Below are 22,461 nucleotides of genomic sequence, written 5' to 3' on the forward strand. Positions count from 1 at the left end.
CACTCAAAGCGTGTTGGGGGTTTCATGTGTTATTTTGAAAATAGAGCTTTCAGTTTTCCAAAGAATCCAGGTTTTCCGGTGTCGATTGACATGAGCGGAACAGATTCTCCGAGAATACGGCGTGCAATGTTGCGATAGCCGACGGAGGCCGGGTTCGATGGATCCATCACGACAGGTTCTCCTTTGTTCGAAGAGGAGATAACACTTTCGTCATCCAGGATAATACCGAGCAAATCAATCGACAAGTGTGTCGTAATATCATTGACGTCAAGCGCATCTCCGTTGTTCATAAGATGTCTTTTGATACGATTGATGATCAGTTTCGGGGGTTCGATGTCCTCCTGCTCAAGCAGGCCGATGATACGATCAGCGTCCCGTACAGCTGAGATTTCAGGTGTTGTTACGACGATAGCACGGTCAGCACCGGCGATGGCATTTTTGAACCCTTGTTCAATCCCAGCCGGGCAATCTATTAATATATAATCATAATCTCGTTTTAGTTCGGTGATTAGTGTTTTCATCTGTTCGGGGTTGACCGCATTTTTATCAACAGTCTGTGCAGCCGGTAATAAAAAGAGTCCGTTTTCAAAGCGTTTGTCTTTCACAAGTGCCTGTTGTACTTTACAACGGCCTTCGATGACATCCACAAGATCATAGATTATACGATTTTCAAGGCCAAGAATGACGTCAAGGTTTCGGAGACCGATGTCGGTGTCAATGAGACATACTTTTTTTCCTTGAAGGGCCAATGCGGTTCCAAGGTTTGCCGATGTGGTCGTTTTACCGACGCCGCCTTTACCAGATGTTATTACGATTGCTTCTCCCACACTAGCTTCCTCCTTTGAATGATGACAGACCAGGCCGAAGAATTCGGAGTTCCTGCAGACGATCAATGGCGATGAAGCCGTTCGGATGCAAATAAGCACATTCCATTTCGGGCTGTTCCGACAATATCGTCAATTCATCAGTCATCGTTTCCATTTTGTCCGCAATCATGAGATGCGTCGCCTCGAGCCATGATGCCGCGATGACAGCATTTGAATTGCCAGTTGAACCTGCGTGAGCGATTCCTTTCAACCTGCCTAGAATATAAATACTGCCAGCAGCAACAACTCGACCATTGGGATTCACATCACCAATGACAACTAAATCCCCTTCAGCTGTAACGACCTGACCTGACCGTACAATGCCGACATAGGTTTCGGATTGGTTTTCAAGCACTTTTCTGTTACATTCATCCATCGTAATAACATCACTTTGGATTTTCGATACACGTAAATTCGGTGAGCCATGAATGGTGTTCATGATTTCTTTCAATTCTTCTTCATCGCAATAGCGCCTGCCTGTATGGACCTGAACTTCAGCAAGCCCTTCCAATCCGTCTTCATCTACTTTTCTACGGAGCTCGGCAATCATGTCCGAATAAGCACATTTGTCGTCTAGCCGAAGAACAAGACCGTCTTTTGTCCCTTTTATCGTTACATATTGCTGTTTCGTCAATTGCGTCACCCCGCATTTTCTTTTACAAAGTTTCGCCACGTAGCTAAACTACCCTTTTGTAAATAAGGTTTTTGAATAACCAACCAAACATACCAACGAAAAATGAATTAGCGATAATTGTCGGTATAAGCCTGCCTGATATGAATTCATCCAGTCCAATAGTTGTTAGTGAAAGTAGACTGGCATAAAAGTATGATAATAGTTCGAGAATCATAATTAGGAATAAAGAGAGGAACATCACCGTAACAATATGACGGTGGATTTGACGAATAATCAAGCTTGCGATGTAACAAATTAATGGATATAAAAATGCGTATAGTCCAATAATATCAATATGGTACATATCATACAAGAGTCCAAGTATAAATCCGTAAATCAGCCCACGCTTACGGCCGTAATAGACTGCTATAAAGACTAGATAAACGATGACAAATCGCGGGACAAGCGTGTATGTTTCCCCTCCAATTTCAACTGGGGAAAACAGCGTAAATACAGGCTCAAGAAAAAACAACAGCACGGCAATTAGAGGGATGACGGACCGGATCATGATCCTTCCTCCCCCTCAATATCTGCAGTGCCATCGCCATCCGTTCCCTCAACCGTAATTGAAGAACGCTTCGCAATGATTACGTGATCCAACATTGAAAAGTCTGCCGCAGGTCGGATATATGCCAACTTCGTTAATCCATAATCATCTGTCGATACTTCCGTAACTTCCCCAATTAAAAGACCTTTCGGAAAAATACCGCCAAGTCCTGAGGAGATGACTTTTTGTCCGATTTTAACTTCAATACTCGAGTCAATTCGTTTCATGATGAGTTCACTTCGTTCCCGGTCATACCCTTCGATAAGTCCAAAAATACTTTCGCCTGAAATGACAGCAGCAACACGAAAATTGCGATTTTCTGTCGACAATAGTTCCACCGTTGAAGTGAAATCTGTTACTAGAATAACTTTGCCGATCAGACCGTCAGCTGTAATGACAGCCATATTCTTTTCAATGCCGTTTCTTTCGCCTTTATCAATGATAATTTTTTCTTCCCACTGATCAGGATTCCGGGAAATGACTGTTGCATGTATCGATTCAAAGTCATGCAAATCATCTTTTTGATCAATAATATCGAGCAGGCGTTTGTTTTCAGTCTTAATATCCATAAGACCTGCTTGTTCAGAAGCGTATTCACTCAATCTAACTTTTAAATGCTTGTTTTCTTCATATGTATTCAAAATCCCATCAATATTCCCAATTACGTTCGTTATGTAGTGCGCCGGTTTGGAGAATAAAGATTGCCCAAAACCGACGACGTCTTTCACAACTTGTTCTGGAAGGGAGGCGTTCTGCCGGTCTTTGAGGGAGAATGAAATTAATGCAACTAGGACGATAATGCCCACGAGCAATAAAATCAATCGTTTATTTGAAAAAAATCGCGGCATTGCCGATGTCCTCCCTCACTTATCTTCCTTGCATTTTTTTGATCAGTTCAAAATTATCGAGTGCTTTACCCGTCCCGATTGCAACACAATCAAGTGGATCTTCAGCTATGAATACAGGCATTTGTGTTTCATCAGAAATGACTTTATCAAGATTCTGAAGCAACGCACCACCACCTGTTAAGACAATTCCACGTTCCATAACATCGGAAGATAATTCTGGAGGCGTCGTTTCAAGCGTTTTCTTCACACCATCAATGATTTGTGAAATTGATTCACGCAGTGCTTCTGCGATTTCATCTGAAGAGATATCAATCGTTTTCGGAAGACCCGTCAGTAGGTCACGTCCGCGTATTTCCATCTTTTGTGTTTCTTCTGTTACTTTTGCAGAGCCGATTTCAATTTTAATGGCTTCCGCAGTACGTTCACCGATTGTAAGATTATATATTTTGCGAATATAGCTAATGATCGCGCCATCCATAGTGTCGCCACCGACACGAATTGATTCGCTCGTTACGATGCCGCCAAGAGAAATTACAGCGACTTCAGTTGTTCCGCCACCTATATCGACGACCATACTACCAGTAGGTTCCCAAACCGGAAGATTTGCACCGATTGCAGCTGCAAATGGTTCTTCAATTGTGAATGCTTCTTTTGCACCAGCTTGACGTGAAGCATCTATAACTGCGCGTTGTTCAACGGAAGTAATCCCGTAAGGCACACAAATTAGGACATTAGGCTTCTTCCATGCTCCGCCTGCTGTCTTCGTTGCTTCTTTCATATAATGTTCAATCATCGCTGTCGTTATTTCAAAATCAGCGATGACGCCGTCTTTCATAGGACGCGTTGCCACGATAGATCCAGGCGTACGACCGATCATGTTTCTTGCGGCGCTACCGACTGCGACAATTTCACCTGTATGTGTATTTTTCGCTACTACTGAAGGCTCTCTAAGGACAATACCTTTTCCTTTAATGAAAACTAATGTATTTGCTGTGCCGAGGTCAATCCCGACATCTCTTGATCCAAATCCAAACAATTGTGTTCTTCCTTTCTGCTAAACCGTGTATTACGGCATTCATGAAATCATACACCATAGTATAACGGATAGAAGAACAAATTCACAGCGTAACATGTATCCTCATTTGAATATCGTGCCATTCGACCGATAATTTCAGAATATATTCACATATACCCCTTCTCTTTTAAACTTAAAAACTGGTGGTCTCCGATGATGACGTGATCGAGCATTTCTATGCCCATAATGGAGCCTGCCTCTATTAATCTCTTGGTCACTTCGATGTCTTCTGGAGAGGGCGAAGGGTTACCACTTGGATGATTATGTGCCACAATTATCGAGGCAGCAGAACGTTTTACGGCTTCACGAAATATTTCGCGTGGATGTACTATCGAAGAATTCAAGCTTCCTATGAATATAGTTTGCTTATGAAGGACTTCATTTTTGACATTTAAAAAAAGCACTACGAAATGCTCTTGGTTGAGCGAAGACATATCTGTCATTAAATAAGCAGCTGCGTCTTCTGGTGAAGTTATTGTGTAGCGTCCCTCTGAATGCTTGCGGTATAGACGCTTACCAATTTCCGCTGCAGCAAGAAGCTGGACGGCCTTTGCTTGGCCGACCCCTTTCACTTGCATCATTTCTTCAATTGTTGCGTATTTCAAGTCTTGGATTTTATCGAATGAGGAGAGGATTCTATTTGCAAGAACCAAGACAGATTCTTCCTTAGTTCCCGTACGGAGTAGAATTGCAATCAGCTCTTGGTTGGATAAACTTTCAGCACCTTGTCTGATTAGACGTTCACGTGGCCTGTCCGCAATGTGTACATCTCGAATCATCATTTTTGGTTCCAGATCAATTGTCACTGGATAGGTCACCATCCTTTAAAGCGATGAAAGCAAACTTCCGCATCGTTTCCGTCAATTTTGAAATAGGTAAACCCATCACATTATAGTAATCGCCTTCAATTTTTTCGACGAGCAAAGCCCCCGCGGTTTGGATGCCGTATCCACCAGCCTTGTCCATTGGATCACCTGATTCTACATAAGCATCAATCAATGGATTATCGAGTTCACGAAAAGTAACTTTCGTCTCAACAGCGAACGTCCGTATAGCACCATCCATACATAAACCGACACCCGTGATAACTGTATGCGTATTACCGGAAAACGCTTTTAAAAATGCTTTCGCCTGCTCTTTACTCTCAGGCTTTGGATAGACCTTTCCTTCATGTACTACGATTGTATCCGCCCCGATAACAATGGAATCGGGTTCATGATCAGCAACAGCCCATGCTTTCTTTGCCGCAAGCTTTTGTGCATATTCCTGAAAGTCACTGTTTTCCAGTTCCAGATCTTCAGAAACATTGCTAGGTATTATTGTGAAAGGAAAGCCAAGTAATTCAAGGATTTCCTTCCTGCGCGGTGATGCTGAAGCTAGAATGACCGGCTTAACAGATTCAAATCTCATCTTTTTTTCCCCCTTTTGTCAATCATACGGGAATTATAGAGATCTGAAAATTTTCTTATAATCCTAACAACTTAAATTCGGGTTCATTTCGGCCATTAAAACGTAATTTTGACACACTTGTTTGCCTGTGTATATTCAGAAAGAAGGTGGAGTCTCATAATGCGTAAATCATTCGTAAACGTTGTAATAGTGGTTATATTCTTATAAAAGTCTTTTGTTTTTGTGTCCTGATTTCCATCGCCTTGCCCTTCCTCCAATTTTTTAATTTTGGCCATTTCTGTTTGTGTAAGAACTTCGCGTAATTTCCCCGCTCCAATGGCACCGCAAGCTGATGTCTCCGCCGTAAAAGCTTTCTTGAATGTGCCTTCAGCTGCATTTGAATCAATTTCATCTTCCGTCAATCCGACCGCCGTCCAGACGAAAAAAGTATCGCTCCCTTTGATAACCACTGCTTTAGAGAGTGCCGGGTCTTCCGCCATAAAGAGGTTCGCGGACTCTGCTGAAGAGAAAGCGCCATGCTGCTTTGCGAATAATTGCAATGGCTTTTCCGTAGGAGACGCGGAATTTTCAACAGGCGGAGGTCCAGATGCAGGTACTTCTTTTTCTAGCGCGTTGCTGACATCCTTCCCTTTAGTCCCCATTAGAAGTAAACCAATTACTGCAACAGCTACAACACCTATGAGAACGCCGTGAATCATCGCCATAAAAATTGTCACTTTCGAATAGCGTTTACCGAATTTCATTGCTGACCACCCCGTTTTCATCTAGCGTAAACGACTTGGCGCTTACCCTTTTAATACAACGGTATCAGAATGGACGTGAAAAAGAACAAGACGCTTGTCGCCTTGCTCCAATAAACTTATCGACTTAACTAAACAGACTTCCATACCAATTGACAAAATCGGCTCCCCAGAAATAGGAGATGATTGCCGCGATCGCAATCGAAGGTCCAAATGGAATAGGTGTCTTTCGTCCTTTTCCAGTTATCTTTAAAAGTATAATTCCAACGATAGAACCAATAAGGGCAGCGAGAAATAGCGTCACAAGTGTATTTACAGTACCGAGAACGAGACCAAGAACGAAGAATAACTTGATATCTCCACCACCCATACCCCCTTTCGACACAACCGCGATAAGATAGAGGACTCCGAAGCCCACTAGCGCTCCTAACAAGCTATCCCACCACGGCGTCAATGGGATGAACAACCGGGTAACGAAGAACACGACAGCGAATGGCAACAGCACTTTATCAGGAATGAGCATGTACACGATATCGGACACTGAAATGATGACAAGAAGTGACACGAGCAAAATCGCTATAACAAGTTCCGCCCTGAAACCGAGCATGTGAAATGACAACGCAAATAGAAAACCCGTCACAAATTCCATAAACGGATAAATCGGACTTATTTTCGAACCGCATTTCCTGCACTTGCCTTTCAAGAACAGGTAAGAAAAGACCGGGACAAGGTCTAGAGGCCCTAGGTTGCGGTCACAGGTCTTGCAATGGGAAGGCGGTGATACGATAGATTCTTTTTTAGGTACACGTAACCCGACCACATTAAAGAAAGAGCCAAAGACGATGCCATAAACGAAGAACAGGATTGAATATAGGATACTCATTCAGGTTCCCCTGCTTCCGCACCATCATTATAAGGTGTTGGATCTATCTTCCCACTTGCTGGCGGAGCATTCGTTTTGGGTGCCTCGATTTGTAAATCTATCAAATCGGGACGATAAAATGCGGAAAACGACACCGTCATTTCAATAAACTCTTTTTCTAGTTCTTCATTGCGAATCTCCTCTGGTACATTGAAGTTAATAATATCTATGATGAAAATACGATCCATTTTCTCTATCTCATCGACAAATTTTTCTATTCCTATGTATGAGTCCGATTGGAGAACAACTTCAGTTAACAGTTGGCTAACGTTTTCAACCAGTTCAGGTGGATTCTCAATAACGAATTCTCCTTGCGTAAACGTTATCCCTTGTACTGAAGTGCCTGACTTTGTTTCCGCTTTGCCGATTTGAAGGACGACAGCATCTTCCAATGGCTTCGTAGGCACTTTACGTTGCAACGGCTGAGAACTGGCGGTATCCGTCTGACCTGCGGAAGCAGACTGCTTAAGGAGCGCAAATAATACATCCCGTTCATTGGATGTCGTCAACTTTACTTGATCATTTGTTTCTTTTGCAGGTGCATAGACTAAGAAATAGGAATAAGCACAAAGTGAAAGGAATAGGATTACGGATAGGACGACCAATGTCATCTCTTTTTGACGTTTGGTCAAACTAGTCATTCGATTCATCCCCCTCATCCGAAATCAGCTCTTCATCAAGCCCTTCAGTTGTTTCTTCAGCTGTCCCTTCAGCCACAACACGATTATCAACGAACTGAATGGAATACGTCGCAAGGTAACGTGGTAGGACTCCTGTAGAGTCATCAGTTTCTTCATCAGATACCTCATCAATGATCACTGAATCTAGATGGATTTCTGAAACAGTCGGTGACGATTTCAAGCGGGTGAAATAATAAGCACTATCCGATTTTGTGTCAAACTGGACAGTAACCACCGCCAAATTGGGACCTGTAAAGTCAAACGTTTGAAAAAAACCGCGTTTCGGCAATAAATCGATAAGTTCATGGAGCAGTGGAACGGTATCAAACTGGTATTCTTCCGCCCAGCCTACAGTAGTGGCAAGTACTTTTTTCGCATCGCCCGATTCGGATTGTTGAAGTTCAGCACGAATTTCTTCTTGACTCGCTTGAAGCGCAACAAGCTGATTTTCAAGCATTGCGCTTTCCTTATCAAGACTATTCGACAGCATAAGTATGACAAGCCACACTAAAACAGCTGCACCAAGGATTGCCAGGGCTCCGACTAGAAGCTGCGACCGCTCCGTCTCTTTTTCAGGTAACAGATTTATATCGACTAACATGTCTACACCTCTTTCAATGCCAACCCAATTACTTGGTTGAAACGCGCTGGGATTTTCTCACCGTTCGCCAGCTGTAAAGGCTGCTTTACCAATAAATCCGTTTTGATATCCAGACTTCCCCTGATAGTGGTGAGCAATTCTTCCATCCGGCTGTACTCGCCGTTTACAAGAAGATGTGTGATGGAAGCTGTACCATTCCACATATTATAGCGGTAAAAATTGCTGAGTTTTTCAAGTTCCATCACAATGGTTGACGGTGTGACGATGCTCGTATCAACAGAAAGTTCACTTACAACAGATAAATCCGTTGAGTTTTCCACATCGACAGGTCGCATGAAAAGCGGGTAATGTTCATGGAAAATAGAGACAGTCAATTTACCGTTTTTTAAATCAGCCATCAAAATATGCTCTTTTCCCGTAAACGAGTGCTGTTTGTAGGCAAGCCGATACAAGGCAAGAGGTGTAATATCGGCTTTCACGGGATCGAGTTTCACTTCTTTTAAAACGGCTTCATAACGTTCTAAAACAGCTTCTTTTGAAGCAATGAGTATCGCTTCGTTCGTTTCGGTGTTCGGTATGTATGGAACTATATCAAAGACAGGATCATCGAAAGGAAGATAAAGCGTTGAACCGATTTCAATGAAGAAATAGCCTTTCAGTTCGTCTATCATGACATCCATGGGGTAGGGAACTTTGCGGATAATAACATATTGATCCGGGGCGAGGAATTGGACGGATCGTTTGGAGATTCCCCACTGTCCGACAGCCCCGTCCAAAATCGTCGCAAGCGTTTCCGAATCAACAATCTTCCCCTCGACAACGACATTCGGAGGAAGCAAAACTTCCTCCGCTATATCAATGACGAGCGGTTCGGTCGATTTCAGCCGGACAAACCGGACTGCATCTTCTTCAATTATCATGGATTCGATACGCTTGCGGCGTTTGAATATGGACATGGGCATTGGAACAGCTCCTAAGCAATATAATTATTAATAATTAAGGTACAACAACATCTGTAGCTGCACTATTAGCAATTGCAGTAATGCCCGTTATGGTCGCACCAGTTATCACTAACTGTTTTTTACCGTTTATACCTGTCCCCGTAAACGTGTTTCCTCCTGCTACCTTATCAACTTTAACACCTGATACACCCTTGAATGAACCTGCATCATCAATGAATTTTCCAGTTTCTAATTGTTCTAGGGTTACGCTGGTTTCATCTGAATTTTCGACAAAATACAGATTACCTGCAGAAAGAATATTTTGAGCATCGGCTTTTATTGCTTTTACTCTAGAATTGTCAATTAACCCGCCAATCGCCGGTATCGCAATCGCCGCAATAATCCCCAAAATAACAATAACCGCCAATAACTCGACGAGCGTCAACCCTTTTTCATTATTCAATCGTTTCTGCAAAAACTTCTTCATGTGTAATTCCTCCCTTTGCATCATCTCGTTCACTTCGCCTTAATTATACCTTATTTAACACAATATGAAACTAGTAAATCACAATAACACTATGTCTTTTTTACCAATTCACCAAACTAACCCCTACATTCCATCTACATTATTAAACATCTCAAACATCGGCATCATAATTGCAAGGACTATAGTCCCTACTAATCCGGCTAATAAAACGATCATCAAGGGTTCAATCAACGCTTTCAACCGATCTGTTGCAGCTTCCACTTCTTTCTCATAGAAATCTGCAACTTTCGACAACATCGCATCCAACGAGCCCGTTTGCTCCCCAATCGCAATCATATGAGGAATTAAAGGTGGAAATGCCCAGTGCCCGTTCATCGGTTCTGTTAACGACCCGCCCCGCTCTAGGGACTCCCGAGATTTCGCAATCACTCTCGAAATGACTTCATTTTCAACAATCTTTTCTGTCATAGACATCGCCTGTAAAATCGGAACGGAGCTTGCAAACAACGAACTCAACGTCCGTGTCATTGTTGCAAGGACGGATTTTTTCATGATGTCACCGAAAATCGGTAGCCTTAATAGAAATGTGTCCAGTATTAATTTTCCTTCTTTATTATTCTTCATCATCCAAATACCAGCCACAACAATCACCGCAAATAAAACGAGTAAGTACCAGAACGAGGTCACAAATGTGCTTGCATTCATAACGAAACGTGTTATCCACGGCAACTCACCTCCGAAACTAGCAAACATGTCCACAAACATAGGAACAATTGTTGTCAGCAAGAAGATAACAACACCTATTGCCAGCACCGCTACGATGAGAGGGTAAGACATGGCGGAGACAACTTTTTGCCTCAACTGATGTGATTTCTCAAAATGGTCAGCAAGGCGGTCAAGAGAATCATCGATTGTCCCTGACATCTCTCCAGCCCGCACCATATTAACGACGATTGGCTCGAATGCTTTTGGATGTTTTAGAAACGCCCCGGATAAGGAACCGCCTCCACGTAAATCATCATTCACCGAAACGAGAATCTTTTGGAATGGTTTTGAATCTACTTGTAATGCTAGAATTCTTATTGCATCTATAATTGTTACGCCTGCCCGAAGAAGCGTTGAAAATTGGCGGAGGAACATGATCAACTGCTCCCGTTTAACTGGTTTCCCAATGACAATGTCTTTTGTCAGTGCTGTTTCAGCCTGGACAGTCATGTTCGTTACTCGAATCCCCTGGCTTTTCAGCTTTATTGCCGCTTCACGTTTATCGGCTGCAACAATTACACCCGAACGAATTGATTTGGCATCGCGGCCTTCATACTTAAAACGGGCCATTGTTACTCATCACCTTCCAGGTATGGCACGGCGGTATCATAGGAAATGATCTCTTTGTCAAGAAACGTACGAACAGAAGATGCCATCATATGCATACCCGCCGCGCGGTTCGTTTGAATGATGGATGGAATCTGATGGACCTTCTCAGTACGTATTAGGTTGGCGATCGCCGGATTATTGATCATCACTTCCGTTGCCGCCCTTCTCCCTTTCCGGTCAGCTGTCTGGAGTAAGCGCTGTGAAATGACAGCTGTAAGCACCCCTGCAAGTTGCACGCGTATTTGAGACTGTTGTTCATGTGGAAATACGTCAATAATCCGGTCGATTGTAGATGCCGCGCTCCATGTATGCAGTGTCGCAAGAACTAAATGGCCCGTTTCTGCAGCAGTTATTGCTGTTGAAATGGTTTCCAGGTCCCGCATCTCACCGACAAGAATGACATCCGGATCTTGCCGCAATGCAGCTCTTACGCCTGAAGTAAATGATTGCGTATCGAAGCCAACCTCTCGCTGATCAATGATCGACAACCCATGCGAATGCATATACTCAATTGGATCTTCCAGTGTAATGATGTGTTTTCGCATCGTATCATTCATATATTTAATCATTGCCGCGAGCGTCGTTGATTTACCTGATCCCGTAGGTCCTGTCACAAGGATTAGTCCTTGATGAGTCTCTGCCAACTTCTTCAATGTATCAGGCAATTGCAAGTCTTCTATTGAAGGTATTTTCGTAGGAATTGTTCGGAAAGCAAGCGATACGGAACCGCGCTGCTGAAATGCATTGACACGAAACCGAGCAACTTCCGGTACTTCATACGAATAATCGATTTGACCTTGTTCCATAAAATCCGCATACATCTTATGTGGAATCGTCAATTGTGCAACCGTTTCAGTAAAATGATTATCGATCATCAAATCGCCGTACCGCTTTAAATCACCATGAACCCTGAATACCGGTGGCACGCCTACTGTAAGATGGACGTCAGATGCATTAAATTCAAACGCTATCTTCAACAACTCATCTATCTTTTCCTTCATATCAGTGCCCCCTATTCAATCAAAGCGACGCGCAACACTTCTTCTGTCGTCGTAATCCCTTGTTTTACCTTCAACAAACCATCATCCAATAAAAACACTGTCTTATTCCGGGTTGCAATTTCTCGCAGTCTCGCCGAGGAACCGCCATTATTGATTATATCCCGCATCTCATCGTCCAATACAAGTACTTCATGAATCGCAATTCGCCCACGATACCCAGTCATATTACAGACTCCGCAGCCCGCACCCCTCATCACTTTTTCTATTCCAAGTCCACGCTTCGCAAAAATTTCTACTTCACGACTTGTCGCTTCCATTTCTTTTCCGCAGTCTCGGCACACACGGCGAATCAGTCGTTGGGCAATCACCGCATTCAGCGATGTAGTCACAAGAAACGGTTCAACGCCCATATCTAGCATTCTTGTAATTGTAGCAATTGAATCATTCGTATGAATGGTACTGAGCACTAAGTGTCCGGTTAACGAAGCACGAATTGCTATTTCAACCGTTTCCCGGTCACGAATTTCTCCAACCATGACGATATCAGGATCTTGCCTTAATATCGATCTAAGTCCAGCAGCGAATGTTAATCCGACGTTCGGGTTTACTTGTATTTGGTTTACCCCTTCAAGCTGATACTCGACTGGATCTTCAACCGTAATGATATTCACTTCTTCTGTGTTCAATTTATTGAGCGCCGCATAGAGTGTCGATGATTTACCCGATCCAGTTGGTCCTGATATAAGAACGATGCCACTCGGTTTTTCAATTTGTTTCAGAAAGCGTTCCAAATTCAGCCGGTTGAAGCCAAGTTTCGTCAAATCGTTTAACGAACTGCTGAGATCGAGGATGCGCATAACGATTTTCTCACCATAAATCGTCGGTAATGTCGAAACCCGAAGATCGATTGGACGGAAATCCACATTCGTCTTAATGCGGCCATCTTGTGGTATCCGATGCTCCGTTATATCGAGATTCGCCATGATTTTAATACGCGCACTAACCATTGCCTGCATATGCTTCGGTAAAAAACGTTCTGATTTCAACATGCCATCTACTCGGAAACGGATTGCAACCTGATGTTCCTGTGGGTCGAAATGGATATCACTTGCCTTTTGAGTAATAGCTGCCGACATTAGCTGATTAACAAGCCTGACAATCGGCGAATCCAAATCCGTCAACTCATCTTGCTGTTCTCTTTGCTCAGACGTCTGTTCCAAGAAAAGTTCATCAAAAGACTCTTCATCGTAATACTTGGAAATTGTACGCATAATATCATCTTTTGAAGCAATCGCCGTTTCAATATAAAAACCCGTGGACAACCGCAAATCATCTAACGTTATGTAATCCATTGGATCAGACATCGCCACGAATAGCTTATCTTCTTCAGCTTTCAATGGGACAATTAAATTTCGTTTCGCAAAATCTTTCGGAACGACATTAAATAGTTTTGGATCAAACGGATACCTATATAGATTAACGTGCGGTATTCCTAGCTGAAACTCCAATACTTCAATCAGTTGCTGCTCGGTAATAAAACCATGTTGCAGCAAAGCATCCCCCAGTTTCTGATCGCCGGGTTTTTCATCCAATGTCGTTTGCAGTTGTTGAACTGTAATTAGACCGGACTCGACAAGTAAGTCACCAAGTCTTTTGCGCGCAGTTGTCATGCTGTCCCCCCCATTCGTACGAACGCTTATTTAATGATATTTCCACCTTTATCATACTGAACGTCAGTATCCGTTTGACTATCACTCTCGTCCTGTTCTTGCTTCGATTCTAGATGGGACGGAGATTTTGATTGTTCCTCGGAATCTTGCGTAGTAGAAGGAGTAGATGGGACAAGATTCCCTTGCGAATCAACTGTTCCACCATTAGTAGTTCCATCCTCTGAATCTTGGTTGCCAGTTCCCGAAGACTGTGTTGTCTCTTTTATTAATGGATGGATTTCAATTTTAGGCAGCGGCGCATAAAAGTCAGATGTAATTTCCTCATCCACGAGTACTACTCCTTCATATGAAATGGTTCGATGGACGTTCACTTCCATCCCTTTTTGACCTTCATCCACTATTCGGATTGCCCCGCTCGGTACAAAAGCACTGTACTGCTTAACTGTTTTCGGCTCATACGATTCACTATTTCCAATATACGGCTGATAAGAATAACTGAAAGGCATGCCTGTAATGGATGAATGAATCGTGTCGCTAGCGGATGTAATCACAAGGGTAAAAGTTGTTTTATTTGGATTCGTGAAAATGAAATTCAAACCAAGTTGCTTGTTAATGGCTGCTTCGAAACCCGGGTCTGTAGATGACGGAAATATTGTACTGATATTCCGTTCATCTACTACAAAATTCGTTTGTAAAATCGTCATATAAAGTGCAGTTGCTAGTGCAGATAATTCCTCATCCGAAACGGGTCCTGTTTCATTCGTTTGAATAAAATCGAGTAAAGAAAAGGTAGAAAAAGGTGCAATTTCTATGCCGTTCAGTGCAGCCATTAGATTTCTGAAAGAAGTCGATTGCTCTAAAGCAGACATAGTAGCTACTGCTACTTCAGTTTCCGTAAAATCGGAGTAATCCGTAATATGAACAGTCAGCGGCATAATGCCTGTCCCAAGTTCTCGTTCAATACCAGTTGCGATTGACTGTATACTATCATCCGTAAAGTTAATAGCTGTAAATTGTTGTCTAAGCACCGTCTCTAATCCTTCAACCGATACGGTCGCAATAATCGGGTTCTCTTTACCAGAACTCGATTGTTGAATCGTTTTTTCTATATCAAATACAACCACTTCTTTTGGCAGTTCTATAGTGACATCCTGATAAGTCAAATTGACCGCAAATTCTTCTTGAAGTGCAGCATAATCGGCTAACAGCTCTTCTCTGACAGCCTTTTCTTTTTGGCTCGAAACATCGAAAGGTCCAATATAGGTTTGATCACCAAAGTTTTTTGAAGAGGTATTGGTAATTGCGAGCGCACCAATAGAAGAAAATCCATAAAAAATGAGCGTCGCTGCTATGACTACGATAAACGTATTTAAAAACCCTTTATTCCCCACCTGAACCCCCCTTTCTGTCGTGAATTTCATTTTTCCGAGTCTCGCTTTCCCCCGGGTCCGCTGTCGTCCATCTACTCAAGTCATCCTCAATTGGTTGTATGGAGAATATATCCTTATCTTCCAATGATGCAGCCGATTCACTATTCCTACCGTCTCCGTTCGATTTAACAGTTACGGGTAAATTATCTTTTTCTGGTTGTTGTTTTAATTTGACTGCTCTATCCTTTTTAAATCGCTTGTCCAACAAAACGGATAGTGCAAACGCAAGTCCAAACATTGCAAGCAACACATAAAGCGGATTGAATTTCTCTTGCATGATGAGCCCTACTATTGATATTAATAACCCAGCAATAGTGCTAGAGATAATCCAATTGCTAAGACTTTTACGCCGTACGAAATAAATTAATACAGGAAAGACAATTAGTGCACCCACAAGTAGAATGATATACTTTACCATTATTTCTCTCCTAACCTATTACTAATTCATGTCTAATTGCATTCAGTTTTAGTTGACTTAAAAATTGAACTATTTTTATAGTTAAGGATATATATACTACTATTATCATAGATACGACAAGATTTGTCACGGAAAAATCATCCAGACAGGATTAAAGCCCGTGAAAATAAAAAAGAAGCATCTCTGCTTCTCTACTCTTAATCAATATATGTTTGTTTGTTCGATTTTTGCTGATCTGATATGGATAGGTTTAGTAGTTATTCACTCGTTCCCTATCGTAAATCCCAACCTTATTTCTACCAGCCTGCTTGCCTCCAATATAAAGTGCTCGATCCGCATGACGCAGAAGCTCTTTTGCATCCCCCGAATCTTCCGGTACAGAGGCAACGCCGAGGCTGACTGTCATTTGCACATCAATTGGTTCACGTTTTTCCAACAAATCAGGAATGATCCGAAACACGGACAGCTCCACTTCATTTCGAATCCTTTCCGCAAGCTCAATTGTCTCATTTTTGTTGAAATTCGGAAGTGCAAAAACGAATTCTTCACCGCCGAAACGCGCTAGGGTAACCCCTTCAGTTACATAGGATTTAAGCAAATCCGCAAGCGCAATAAGCAGGTCATTCCCACACTGATGACCATATGTATCATTGATAGATTTGAAATGATCGATATCCAACATGATCAAGGACAATGTACTACTTTCCCCAATGTGGAAACGTATCATCTCTTCGTCCAACTTTTCTTCCAGGTAGCGGTAGTTATACAATTTGGTTAATCCGCAACGTTCGCTTTGCTCGATTGTTTTCTCATAATAACGTGCTTTGACTAACGAGATTGCAAAATAACCCGTTAACACATCAATAATTTTCATTTCAAGTGCTTGGAACATATTCTTCTTTTTTGACGTTAAGATCAGAAATCCTTCCGTCTTCATTTGCCGTTTGATTGGAGCAGTCATAACACTTTCCACATCTTTGGAAAACTTGAAGTTTTTAAGTACCATTGCTTCTTTTTTATTGGAGTATATTTTTGGATTATCCATTTCCAATCCATCATCACTTGATTTTTCAGATGTAAATTCAAGTTCATAAACGTTTTTTGAAATGAGGCCGTCTTCAGAACCCATCAGTGTAATTAGCTGTTTTCCTGCTCTTAAGTCAATGACATATGCACTTTCATACGGAACAATATCTTTCAGTTTGCTGATGAACGTCCTGATCACATCTTCGAAACCAAGTTGTTGGGCTAGTTCGTGACCGATGATACTTGCTGAAGAAAGTTTATCATTCAAGTTATCGGATTGATTGTACTTTTTTGCTATAAATAAAACGAGAATAAAAGGGACGCCAATCAGGAGAACAGCTTTATTTCCAAAATGGTCACTTAAAAAGTATAGTCCAATACTAAAAGGGAGTACCAGCATTGTTGAAACAAAATCCCATGCAATATACTTTTCTATAATTGAAAACGTTCCGGTTTCAAAAGCTAAATACACTTGCATAATTATGCTATTCAAAACAGAATAACTCACAGCATATAAAAGCCCCAAGAAACAAATAATCATGAAATCCAGCGAACCAATTATGCCTCCCGCATAATGAAAAATCGTTGCACTTAGTAATGAAACAGGTGTAAAGATCAACGAATTCACGAGAAATCGATAAATAGGAGGTAAATCTGACTTTCTAGTAAATAGTAGTAGAAACATCGCGATTTGTGTAAATAATAATTCCGCAAATACACCGTATTGGAAAAAAACAGTGAATGTAATCCACCGCTCCAATGAAACTGACATTTTATTCAACTTCAAAGGTACCATCATCGTTATTACTAATAGTGCGAATAATATCAACAGATTCAACCAGTTGACTTCATTTGAATTATAAAAATTGCGCGCCAGGAAAAAGCCTAATGGAACAACGATTAACCAAAGAATAAATATTATAGAATATTGCTTTTTTGTTATCGTCATTCTACTTAATCCTCCTCAATCTACTCATTTGACATATTCCGCAACCCGATTACGACCTGCATGCTTCGCTCCCAAATATAGTGCACGGTCAGCATTTCGCAACAGCGTCATTGCGTCGTCTGTATCTACTGGGGCAGAAGAAACACCGATACTGGATGTGATATTCACTTTCATTGGGTTCTTATCTTCGGCTAAGTCCTGGATAATCATAAATCCATAACCACCAATTGCAGTACGTAGATTTTCTGCGAATTCGAGCGCTTCTGCTTTCTTCATGCCAGGTAAAATGAAAACAAATTCCTCTCCCCCGTAGCGTCCTACAGTCCCACCTGTAGGTAGCGAGTCCTCTAGTTTTCTGGCCAACATCGTTAGAATATCATTACCGCTCTGATGTCCATACGTATCATTCACTTTTTTAAAGTGATCGATATCGAGCATAACTACAGAAAGGTCATCGATTTCCTTATCATTTAACCTGTCCATTTCATAGCCTAACCTATCTTCTAAATACTTATAGTTATAAAGTTTGGTGAGCGCACAGCGTTCACTCTTTGAGAGCGCTTCCTGCAAATACCGTACTTTCTCCACTGAAACAGTAAAATAAGAACAGAGTAAGTCGAGAATGTTTAGTTGATATTCATTAAATGAAGATTTTTTCTCTGAAGATAATAGTAATACCGCTTCAATTACCTGATTCCGCGAAATAGGGACACATAGAACACTTTGCATATCATCAGGAACATAGTCTTTCGAAATTGTTTCCCATTCCTTCCGCTGCGAATAGATAACAGCTTTGTTAAGCTGGAGAACCGACCCAGCAATCCCTTGTCCCGAGGATAACAGTGCAAAATCTAGCGTTACAAACTTATTATTTTCGTAGGAACGGATCAGTTCAAGCCAACCTTCTTTATTATCAAAAAGATATACCTGATCCGCATCGAACATGTCTGAAACTTTCCTTACGAACTGGTCAATGACGTCTTTTTCCGTTACTAAGTCCGATAATCCATGACCGATATCTCCCACTTGTTGTAAATTACTGTTGACTTTTTCGGAATTATTGTAAAGACGTATCACGAGCGTTATAAAGAAAAAGGGTACCGCCAGTAAGACGAATGCACCCATTCCGACTAACTGCAATAAATAATATAACGTAAGCGACAATGGAAGTATGACCAGAATTAAAGCGTAATTGAACCATATATCTTTTGAATAGAACGGTGATTTAATTCTTTTGAATGTCGCATATATTTTAAGCAAGATATCGTTAACGATTGTATGTACTAATTGATAGACGAAGACAGCCAAAATAATTGGCCAAAACTCAACAGAACCTATCTTCCCACCAAAGAAGTGAAACACCGAGGACGCAATGATTGATAAAATAAAAAAGAGTACCGAATTAAAATAAAAACGCTGGATCACAGGCAATTTACTAGGTAATGTTAGGATAATTGCTATGATTGAAATTTGCATAAGGATTATTTCAACAAAGAGTCCGTACATTAAGAACGCAGGCACCGTCACCCACATAACCAGAAATACAGGGGTGCCATTTCTCAAAATTGGATAATACACCGTGAAAAATCCCAGTACAGTGAACGTTGCTACAATTGACCACTCTACCTGGTTTGGCGGGTAATTCCATAAAATATAGACCAAGCCCGGTGGAACGATAACTAACCAAAGAACGAAATAACGTATGGTGGAACTATTAATAACCTTCATTACAGTACACACCCCTACAGTCAATTAGTTAGAAAAGAAAGAATCAATTGAAATTTCAACATTTTTTCATATTTGTCACTACCGTCCAAGTTGAATGCAATGTCAAATCCAAAAACTAGTTCATTAGGCTTGTTATCAAATAAAGCGACCCTGTGACTATTAGCTTCACACTGTTTCTCGATAATGGTATTATAGTATCACTACCGCTATTTGTCACCTTTTTAACTTTGTGATGGCAATATTCCATTAACTCTTCACCGGTTGCCGCCTGCGGATGGGGGAAAGTCAGAAATGTGAAAGAGGCCGCCACAGGAATTAGCTCATCAAGCGTCTTCTCGATATCTTTGCCTTTTAGCATTCCGATAACAAAATCTACTTTTTCTCCCGGAAATTCAGAGCGAATCGTATCCGTTAGAACTTTTGCGGCAGCTGGGTTATGCGCACCATCCATGAATACACCAGGAACGACTTCTTGAAATCGGTATGCAAGTTGAGCTGTTGCAACCGCTTTAGCCACCAATTTCTCCGTAAGTGAAATACCCGCAACTAACAGTGATTCAATCGCAACTGCCGCATTGACGCCTTGATGTGCTCCTTTCATCTTCCGCCCAGCCAATTGAAATCTATTGATCCCACTAAATTTATCTTGATCCATCGCAAACTGTTTTCCATAATAGAATGAAAGACTTCCTACCTTTTTCGAGATATCTTGTACTACACTTAGCGCCTCGTCAGGCAAAGGCCCTAGTACAACTGGAACACCTTCTTTAATAATGCCGCCTTTATGGCTTGCTACTTCCGCAAGAGTCGCCCCTAGAAATGCAGTATGATCGAGCGCAATAGATGTAATGACAGAAACACGTGGCGTCACAACATTCGTACTGTCTAGTAAGCCCCCCATCCCCGTTTCTAGCAGAATATAATCAGGTGATAATCGACTAAATGTGACAAATGCAGCGACAGTAAGTAATTCAAAGTCAGTCAAAAGTCCGCTTAATCCCGCTTTTTTCATTGCGCGAAATGATATATCCAGTTCTTCTTCAGAAATCGATTTACCATTCATTCGTATTTGATCATGTAGATCGATAATCGCAGGCGATGAAAACACACCCACCGACAAACCATGTTCCCTTAAAATTGCTTCCATAAAAGCAATCGTCGAACCCTTGCCATTCGTACCCGCTACATGAATGATTTGTAATTGTTTTTCTGGATTGCCCATTTTTGCAAGCGCATCTTGCATCGCCATTAATCCAGGTTTAATAGAATCTTCGCTGTCAATTGCCCATCGATTTTTATATACATTCATCTTTGGAATCAAAACTATCCCTCCGTATGTTAGAATCTAGATAGAAAAAGTATATCATTTCCGGAGGTACATAATGTTAAGTTGTTGGGTAATTTATAATGGTAGTTTGACAAGTGAAAAATTTATAGATCAGGCTGAACTGCTGAAAGAAGCGGCTGAACGCGCGGGTGTAAGTACTGAAATTAAGAAGAATTATGAAGTGATGATGAATTTAGATACAAATCTGGCCAATCGGCCGGATTTTGTTGTTTTTTTGGATAAAGATATTCTGCTCGCAACGTTTCTCAAATACGCCGGGATTCCTGTTTTTAACGATCCGGATGTGATTGAAACGTGTGATAACAAAGCGAAACAATACCTTAAACTATCGAAACAAGGTGTTCCAATGCCAGTGACGATTATTGCACCAAAAGTATATCCAAATTTCACAATCATAGATTCAGGTTACTATGAACAAGTGTTGAAAACGCTTGGCTTACCGATGATTATTAAAGAAGGCCATGGTTCATTTGGCATGAAGGTGTATTTGATTGAAACGGAGGAGCAGTTTTATGACAAGACAGATGAATTGCGTGGCATCGACTATATATTTCAGCAGTTCATCGCAAACAGCAGAGGACGGGATATTCGCGTGAATATTGTTGGCGGTGAGATTGTCGCAGCCATGTACCGCCATTCCGAAACTGATTTCCGGGCGAATATTACAAACGGTGGTGTTGCAACAGTCATCGAACTTACAGACCAACAAAAAGCGTTAGCGTTACAAGCTGCCCACGCAGTCGGAGCGGAGTTTGCAGGTGTCGACTTATTGTTCGGTGACAACGAAGAGCCGCTTGTCTGTGAAGTGAATGCAGCCGCCCACATACGTAATATCTACAACGTCACGGGCATTAATGTTGCAGATGCGATGATTGCGTACATATTGAGGAAGCTTGCATGAAGGGCTATGTGTTTTACACAGAGGCCGAATCGGTTAGGAACCATGCGTTCATTGATGATTTAATGAATGAATCGAAAAAAATCGGAATTGAACTCCGCTTACTAATTGAAGACGGACAACCTGATGCCGATGCAGAATTCATCCTTTTTCGGGATCGTAATACCGAATTGGCTGAAAAATTCGAAGCAGGAGGTTTTCGGTTATTCAACCGTGCAGCAGTGAACCGAATTGCGAACGATAAACTACAGACATTTGAACTAGCTACCCTGCTCGGAATACCTTCAGTCCCAACGTTAAGGATTCGGTCCATTGATGAAATCAGTACGTATCCTTGTGTGTTGAAAACGGTTGATGGTCATGGAGGTAGTGAAGTATTTCTTTGTACGTCAGAAGCTGATGCTACATCGTTTTTCCGTCAGTTTCCTGACCGCAAACTAATTGTACAACCGTTTATCGAATCCGGAGCGCGAGATGTACGGGTATTTATGATTGGCAAAGATGTAGTCGGTGCTGTAAAACGGACTGGAAACGAATCATTTAAATCAAATTACACGCTTGGCGGGTCAGTTGAAAAGTATACACTATCCAGTTGGCAGGTAAAAGATGCCGTAACAATTGCAAATGCAATAAAAAGTGATTATGTGGGGATAGATTTTTTGTTATTGCCAGATGGTAGGTGGATGTTGAATGAGATTGAGGATCCTGTCGGGGCCAGGTCGTTGTATGTGACGCATGATGGATCGATTGCAGAAGTGATAATGAAACATGTTAAAGAAGGGTTATGAAATGGATATACATCCATTTCATAACCCTTTAATGAAAAATT

General features: G+C 41.6%; 23 protein-coding genes. 2 read left to right on the top strand and 21 right to left on the bottom strand.

What is annotated here, in order from left to right:
* Nucleotides 1–29 precede the first annotated feature (29 nt).
* From minD to AC1TO4_RS11035, 21 genes are all read right to left on the bottom strand, one after another.
* Nucleotides 30–827: a septum site-determining protein MinD gene (gene minD, locus AC1TO4_RS10935; RefSeq protein WP_482100852.1), complete on the bottom strand. Its 798-nt coding sequence runs from the start codon at nt 825–827 to the stop codon at nt 30–32.
* A gap of 1 nt (nt 828) precedes the next feature.
* Entirely contained in the window at nt 829–1,500 is a 672-nt protein-coding gene (gene minC, locus AC1TO4_RS10940) for a septum site-determining protein MinC (RefSeq protein WP_482100853.1), read from the bottom strand.
* Between the two features lie 43 nt (nt 1,501–1,543).
* Nucleotides 1,544–2,047, bottom strand: a complete 504-nt coding sequence (gene mreD, locus AC1TO4_RS10945) for a rod shape-determining protein MreD (RefSeq protein WP_482105328.1) — start codon at nt 2,045–2,047, stop codon at nt 1,544–1,546.
* Nucleotides 2,044–2,934, bottom strand: coding sequence for a rod shape-determining protein MreC (gene mreC / locus AC1TO4_RS10950; RefSeq protein WP_482100855.1), 891 nt, complete (start codon nt 2,932–2,934; stop codon nt 2,044–2,046). Before mreC ends, mreD begins: the two co-directional genes overlap by 4 nt.
* A 19-nt stretch (nt 2,935–2,953) precedes the next feature.
* Nucleotides 2,954–3,970, bottom strand: a complete 1,017-nt coding sequence (locus AC1TO4_RS10955) for a rod shape-determining protein (RefSeq protein WP_482105329.1) — start codon at nt 3,968–3,970, stop codon at nt 2,954–2,956.
* Nucleotides 3,971–4,116: 146 nt separating this feature from the next.
* Nucleotides 4,117–4,788, bottom strand: coding sequence for a RadC family protein (gene radC / locus AC1TO4_RS10960; RefSeq protein WP_482101010.1), 672 nt, complete (start codon nt 4,786–4,788; stop codon nt 4,117–4,119).
* A 16-nt stretch (nt 4,789–4,804) separates the two neighbouring features.
* Nucleotides 4,805–5,419 carry a Maf family protein gene (locus AC1TO4_RS10965; protein WP_482105330.1) on the bottom strand — a complete coding sequence of 205 codons (615 nt, stop codon included), beginning with the start codon at nt 5,417–5,419 and terminating at the stop codon, nt 4,805–4,807.
* Between the two features lie 95 nt (nt 5,420–5,514).
* Nucleotides 5,515–6,162 carry a hypothetical protein gene (locus tag AC1TO4_RS10970; protein WP_482105331.1) on the bottom strand — a complete coding sequence of 216 codons (648 nt, stop codon included), beginning with the start codon at nt 6,160–6,162 and terminating at the stop codon, nt 5,515–5,517.
* A 124-nt stretch (nt 6,163–6,286) separates the two neighbouring features.
* Complete coding sequence (locus tag AC1TO4_RS10975; protein WP_482105332.1) at nt 6,287–7,042, bottom strand: prepilin peptidase; 756 nt, start codon at nt 7,040–7,042, stop codon at nt 6,287–6,289.
* Nucleotides 7,039–7,722 carry a hypothetical protein gene (locus AC1TO4_RS10980; protein ID WP_482105333.1) on the bottom strand — a complete coding sequence of 228 codons (684 nt, stop codon included), beginning with the start codon at nt 7,720–7,722 and terminating at the stop codon, nt 7,039–7,041. Before AC1TO4_RS10980 ends, AC1TO4_RS10975 begins: the two co-directional genes overlap by 4 nt.
* The gene (locus AC1TO4_RS10985; protein ID WP_482105334.1) at nt 7,715–8,362 is read right to left on the bottom strand and encodes a PilN domain-containing protein; all 648 of its coding nucleotides are present in this window, start codon (nt 8,360–8,362) and stop codon (nt 7,715–7,717) included. The genes AC1TO4_RS10980 and AC1TO4_RS10985 overlap by 8 nt, the downstream gene beginning before the upstream one ends.
* Before the next feature lie 2 nt (nt 8,363–8,364).
* Entirely contained in the window at nt 8,365–9,324 is a 960-nt protein-coding gene (pilM, locus tag AC1TO4_RS10990) for a type IV pilus biogenesis protein PilM (protein ID WP_482105335.1), read from the bottom strand.
* Between the two features lie 34 nt (nt 9,325–9,358).
* Entirely contained in the window at nt 9,359–9,790 is a 432-nt protein-coding gene (locus AC1TO4_RS10995; protein WP_482105336.1) for a prepilin-type N-terminal cleavage/methylation domain-containing protein, read from the bottom strand.
* Nucleotides 9,791–9,913: 123 nt separating this feature from the next.
* Nucleotides 9,914–11,125 (bottom strand): type II secretion system F family protein, encoded by a 1,212-nt coding sequence (locus tag AC1TO4_RS11000; protein WP_482105337.1) that lies wholly within the window; start codon nt 11,123–11,125, stop codon nt 9,914–9,916.
* Between the two features lie 2 nt (nt 11,126–11,127).
* The gene (locus AC1TO4_RS11005; RefSeq protein ID WP_482105338.1) at nt 11,128–12,165 is read right to left on the bottom strand and encodes a type IV pilus twitching motility protein PilT; all 1,038 of its coding nucleotides are present in this window, start codon (nt 12,163–12,165) and stop codon (nt 11,128–11,130) included.
* Between the two features lie 11 nt (nt 12,166–12,176).
* Entirely contained in the window at nt 12,177–13,835 is a 1,659-nt protein-coding gene (locus AC1TO4_RS11010; RefSeq protein WP_482105339.1) for a GspE/PulE family protein, read from the bottom strand.
* Between the two features lie 26 nt (nt 13,836–13,861).
* The gene (locus AC1TO4_RS11015) at nt 13,862–15,226 is read right to left on the bottom strand and encodes a VanW family protein (protein WP_482105340.1); all 1,365 of its coding nucleotides are present in this window, start codon (nt 15,224–15,226) and stop codon (nt 13,862–13,864) included.
* Complete coding sequence (locus tag AC1TO4_RS11020) at nt 15,216–15,683, bottom strand: hypothetical protein (RefSeq protein WP_482105341.1); 468 nt, start codon at nt 15,681–15,683, stop codon at nt 15,216–15,218. Before AC1TO4_RS11020 ends, AC1TO4_RS11015 begins: the two co-directional genes overlap by 11 nt.
* Nucleotides 15,684–15,933: 250 nt before the next feature.
* Nucleotides 15,934–17,658 (bottom strand): sensor domain-containing diguanylate cyclase, encoded by a 1,725-nt coding sequence (locus tag AC1TO4_RS11025; RefSeq protein ID WP_482105342.1) that lies wholly within the window; start codon nt 17,656–17,658, stop codon nt 15,934–15,936.
* A 24-nt stretch (nt 17,659–17,682) separates the two neighbouring features.
* Nucleotides 17,683–19,386 (bottom strand): sensor domain-containing diguanylate cyclase, encoded by a 1,704-nt coding sequence (locus AC1TO4_RS11030; RefSeq protein ID WP_482105343.1) that lies wholly within the window; start codon nt 19,384–19,386, stop codon nt 17,683–17,685.
* 115 nt (nt 19,387–19,501) lie between these two features.
* The gene (locus tag AC1TO4_RS11035) at nt 19,502–20,707 is read right to left on the bottom strand and encodes a bifunctional folylpolyglutamate synthase/dihydrofolate synthase (RefSeq protein ID WP_482105344.1); all 1,206 of its coding nucleotides are present in this window, start codon (nt 20,705–20,707) and stop codon (nt 19,502–19,504) included.
* 61 nt (nt 20,708–20,768) lie between these two features.
* On the opposite strand from AC1TO4_RS11035, the gene AC1TO4_RS11040 reads away from it, so the two are divergent.
* Entirely contained in the window at nt 20,769–21,635 is an 867-nt protein-coding gene (locus tag AC1TO4_RS11040; RefSeq protein WP_482105345.1) for an ATP-grasp domain-containing protein, read from the top strand.
* Nucleotides 21,632–22,420 carry an ATP-grasp domain-containing protein gene (locus AC1TO4_RS11045; protein ID WP_482105346.1) on the top strand — a complete coding sequence of 263 codons (789 nt, stop codon included), beginning with the start codon at nt 21,632–21,634 and terminating at the stop codon, nt 22,418–22,420. Before AC1TO4_RS11040 ends, AC1TO4_RS11045 begins: the two co-directional genes overlap by 4 nt.
* Nucleotides 22,421–22,461: the final 41 nt, after the last annotated feature.

This window comes from Sporosarcina sp. Y838, from assembly GCF_056786515.1.

What these genes read in the sequence shown, in the direction of transcription:
- AC1TO4_RS10985 (WP_482105334.1), bottom strand. Translation starts at nt 8,362, where the DNA reads ATGTTAGTCGATATAAATCTGTTACCTGAAAAAGAGACGGAGCGGTCG.
- AC1TO4_RS10965 (WP_482105330.1), bottom strand. Translation starts at nt 5,419, where the DNA reads ATGAGATTTGAATCTGTTAAGCCGGTCATTCTAGCTTCAGCATCACCG.
- AC1TO4_RS11025 (WP_482105342.1), bottom strand. Translation starts at nt 17,658, where the DNA reads ATGACGATAACAAAAAAGCAATATTCTATAATATTTATTCTTTGGTTA.
- AC1TO4_RS11045 (WP_482105346.1), top strand. Translation starts at nt 21,632, where the DNA reads ATGAAGGGCTATGTGTTTTACACAGAGGCCGAATCGGTTAGGAACCAT.
- AC1TO4_RS11005 (WP_482105338.1), bottom strand. Translation starts at nt 12,165, where the DNA reads ATGAAGGAAAAGATAGATGAGTTGTTGAAGATAGCGTTTGAATTTAAT.
- AC1TO4_RS10980 (WP_482105333.1), bottom strand. Translation starts at nt 7,722, where the DNA reads ATGACTAGTTTGACCAAACGTCAAAAAGAGATGACATTGGTCGTCCTA.
- AC1TO4_RS10970 (WP_482105331.1), bottom strand. Translation starts at nt 6,162, where the DNA reads ATGAAATTCGGTAAACGCTATTCGAAAGTGACAATTTTTATGGCGATG.
- AC1TO4_RS10975 (WP_482105332.1), bottom strand. Translation starts at nt 7,042, where the DNA reads ATGAGTATCCTATATTCAATCCTGTTCTTCGTTTATGGCATCGTCTTT.
- AC1TO4_RS11000 (WP_482105337.1), bottom strand. Translation starts at nt 11,125, where the DNA reads ATGGCCCGTTTTAAGTATGAAGGCCGCGATGCCAAATCAATTCGTTCG.
- AC1TO4_RS11020 (WP_482105341.1), bottom strand. Translation starts at nt 15,683, where the DNA reads ATGGTAAAGTATATCATTCTACTTGTGGGTGCACTAATTGTCTTTCCT.
- mreD (WP_482105328.1), bottom strand. Translation starts at nt 2,047, where the DNA reads ATGATCCGGTCCGTCATCCCTCTAATTGCCGTGCTGTTGTTTTTTCTT.
- AC1TO4_RS11010 (WP_482105339.1), bottom strand. Translation starts at nt 13,835, where the DNA reads ATGACAACTGCGCGCAAAAGACTTGGTGACTTACTTGTCGAGTCCGGT.
- pilM (WP_482105335.1), bottom strand. Translation starts at nt 9,324, where the DNA reads ATGCCCATGTCCATATTCAAACGCCGCAAGCGTATCGAATCCATGATA.
- radC (WP_482101010.1), bottom strand. Translation starts at nt 4,788, where the DNA reads ATGATTCGAGATGTACACATTGCGGACAGGCCACGTGAACGTCTAATC.
- AC1TO4_RS11040 (WP_482105345.1), top strand. Translation starts at nt 20,769, where the DNA reads ATGTTAAGTTGTTGGGTAATTTATAATGGTAGTTTGACAAGTGAAAAA.
- AC1TO4_RS10995 (WP_482105336.1), bottom strand. Translation starts at nt 9,790, where the DNA reads ATGAAGAAGTTTTTGCAGAAACGATTGAATAATGAAAAAGGGTTGACG.
- AC1TO4_RS11030 (WP_482105343.1), bottom strand. Translation starts at nt 19,386, where the DNA reads ATGAAGGTTATTAATAGTTCCACCATACGTTATTTCGTTCTTTGGTTA.
- mreC (WP_482100855.1), bottom strand. Translation starts at nt 2,934, where the DNA reads ATGCCGCGATTTTTTTCAAATAAACGATTGATTTTATTGCTCGTGGGC.